General features: G+C 66.2%; 2 protein-coding genes. Both read right to left on the reverse strand.

The features are described from left to right. A partial coding sequence (locus AB3X43_RS09840) for an SLBB domain-containing protein (protein ID WP_369429666.1) occupies positions 1-1766 on the reverse strand: 1766 nt, incomplete at its 3' end. A gap of 295 nt (positions 1767-2061) precedes the next feature. Continuing rightward, positions 2062-2613, reverse strand: coding sequence for a dTDP-4-dehydrorhamnose 3,5-epimerase (rfbC, locus tag AB3X43_RS09845; RefSeq protein WP_369429667.1), 552 nt, complete (start codon positions 2611-2613; stop codon positions 2062-2064). Positions 2614-2619 lie beyond the last annotated feature (6 nt).

Here is a 2619-nt window from a genome sequence, read left to right on the forward strand (position 1 = left end):
GTCTTCAACGCCGCCGCCCCGATACCAAACTGATACAGAATCTGCGTCCATTCCTTCAGATCCTGCACCCAGGTGGTCTTGTTCATCATTTCCGGCACGAACACCGTGTCCCCCGGCTCGGCCTTGACCTTGACCACGCCTCCGACCAGTCCGAAGAACGACGCACGCTGAAGCTGGCTCAGCACACTGCCATTCGGACGCAAGACAAAGGTACTGCCCGGATCGGAACCACGGGTCGGGCCGCCGGCCAGATTCAGGAAATCACCCAGCGTCTTGCCGGGCTCCAGCAGGAAGGCCCCGCTGTTGAAGACCGAACCGAACACGCTGACTGTGGTCGGGCGCGCTGGCACGTACACGCGGTCACCATCCTCGATGGGCAGATCCGGAATCATGCTGGCGTCCGGATCCACCTGCAGGACGATGCGGCCGGTCGGGCGCACCTGGCGGAGTTTTTCGATCAGGCGAGAAGTCGCCGTGCTGCGCTGCTCGAAGGTCGCGGCCTCGTCGGCGCTGATGGCGCGCTGGGTGGCAGACGCGCGGGCGAACTCGGTTTCCATGTCACGCAGCGCCCTGTCGTAGCTCTGCTGCTGCGTCATGCGGACGCTTTCCCGGGTGAACTCGGTTCCATAGACATAGGCATTCGGCGTGAGTCCGCCGGCAAGCTCCAGCGCCGTGCGGGTCGTGACGCCCGGAGGCAGGACGTACTCGCCAGGCCGGAGCACCTCCCCTTCGATGCGCACACGCTTGTTCTGGCGCGCCACGGGCTGGGTCGCATCCACCGCGCTGAAGGCACGCAGCACGTCACCGCTGCCGGGCTCCTGGGCGCTGTCTTCGGGCAGGCTGAGCTGGGTGATGCGCGTCTTGGAGCGGTCGTCCAAGCGCTCGATGGCGAGGCGACTGCGGTCCGCCACGGCCGTGAAGCCACCGGCCATCGCGACGATGTCGGCGACCTTCTCTCCAGGCTTCATCTCGAAGATGGCAGGACGGTTGACGCTGCCCACCAGCGCGACCTGCGCACCGATGGGGCCGACATGGATCACATCGCCGTTCTGCACCACCCGGTCTGCGCTGCGATCGCCCTTGAGCAGCAGGTCGTAGAGGTCATAGCGGGTCACGGTCTCCTTGCCGCGCCGCAACTCGATGGCGCGCAGGCTGCCCGCCGAGGACGGCCCTCCGCTGCGCATCAGCGCATTGACCACGCTCGACAGCCCGCTCACGGTGTACACGCCCGGCCGCCGGACGTACCCGGTCAGATAGACACGCGCACTGCGGATCTGGCCCAGCGACACACTGATCTGGTAATTGCGGAACACCTGGCCGACGCGCCGGGAGATGACATCGGTCAACTCACCGTAGCGCACGCCGGCCACCATGACCGTGCCGACACGGGGGATCGAGATGCGCCCGCTGCGATCGACCATCACCCGCAGATCGGCATCGACGGAACCCCAGATCGAGATCTGCAGTTCATCGTCGGTCCCGACGACATAGTCGGCAGGCACCAGCCCGCCGGACTCCGCCATGTCGTAAGTGGACTTTCCGGTGATGAGTTCCTGCCCGAAGCGCTGGACGCCCATGTAGCCCAGCTTGCGCACATAGGTCTCGAATTCATCGACGCCCGCACCAGGCATGCGGGTCAGCGGAGAGCCGGCCTCGCCGCGCAAGGTCGCTTCGTCGCGATCCCGCAGGCGTTCGTCCTGGGCGTCCTGGGTACCGCTTCGGGCATTGGCGTTGGAGGAACGCGCGGGCGTTTGCTGCAGCCGCACCGGGCCATTCGCACCTGTCGTCGTGCCCGCACTGGTAGTCACCGCACCAGAAGAGGTCGTGGTCGCCGTATTGTCAGTCGTCTCCGTCGTGGAGGAGGTCTGGGCCAGGACCAGCGGTGACGGACTCGCGGCGACCAATGCCACGGCACCCAGTCGGCAAAATGTGTTTTTCAGGCGAGAAGCGAACATGGAGCGTCAGAGCAGATCGGGGCAGACCCGCGGGGTTCCGGGGCCGGCGCCGATTGTAGAGGGTGGATTCCGGACGCTCGACCGTCGTCCTGCGGCTGATAAGGATTCAGTCGAACCGACGTGCCTCGGCCAGCAAGGGCGCGGCCACATCCTTGGCGGACAGCAGCGGCGCCATCCCAAGGTCCGGCCAGGTGATGCCGATGGCCGGATCGTCCCAGCGCACCGCGCCTTCGCACTCGGGCGCGTAGAGGTCGGTGGTCTTGTACAGAAAGTCCGCGCTGTCGCTGGTCACGACGAAGCCATGCGCGAAGCCCGGCGGGATCCAGAACTGGCGGTGGTTCTCGCCCGTCAGCTCGACACCGACCCACTGCCCGAAGGTCGGGCTGCTCTGGCGCAGGTCCACGGCCACGTCGAACACGGCACCCTGCGTGCAACGCACGAGCTTGCCCTGCGCGTGCGGCGGCAGCTGGTAGTGCAGCCCGCGCAGCACGCCCTTGGCCGAGCGCGAGTGGTTGTCCTGCACGAAATGGACCTCGTGCCCGACGGCCTCGTCGAAGACCTTCTGGTTGTAGCTCTCCATGAAGAAGCCGCGGGCATCCCCGAAGACCCTGGGCTCCAGGATGAGGACATCGGGGATGGCAGTGCGGATGACGTTCATGTTCAA

The organism is Sphaerotilus sp. (genome assembly GCF_041083715.1).
GTDB lineage: Bacteria > Pseudomonadota > Gammaproteobacteria > Burkholderiales > Burkholderiaceae_C > Sphaerotilus.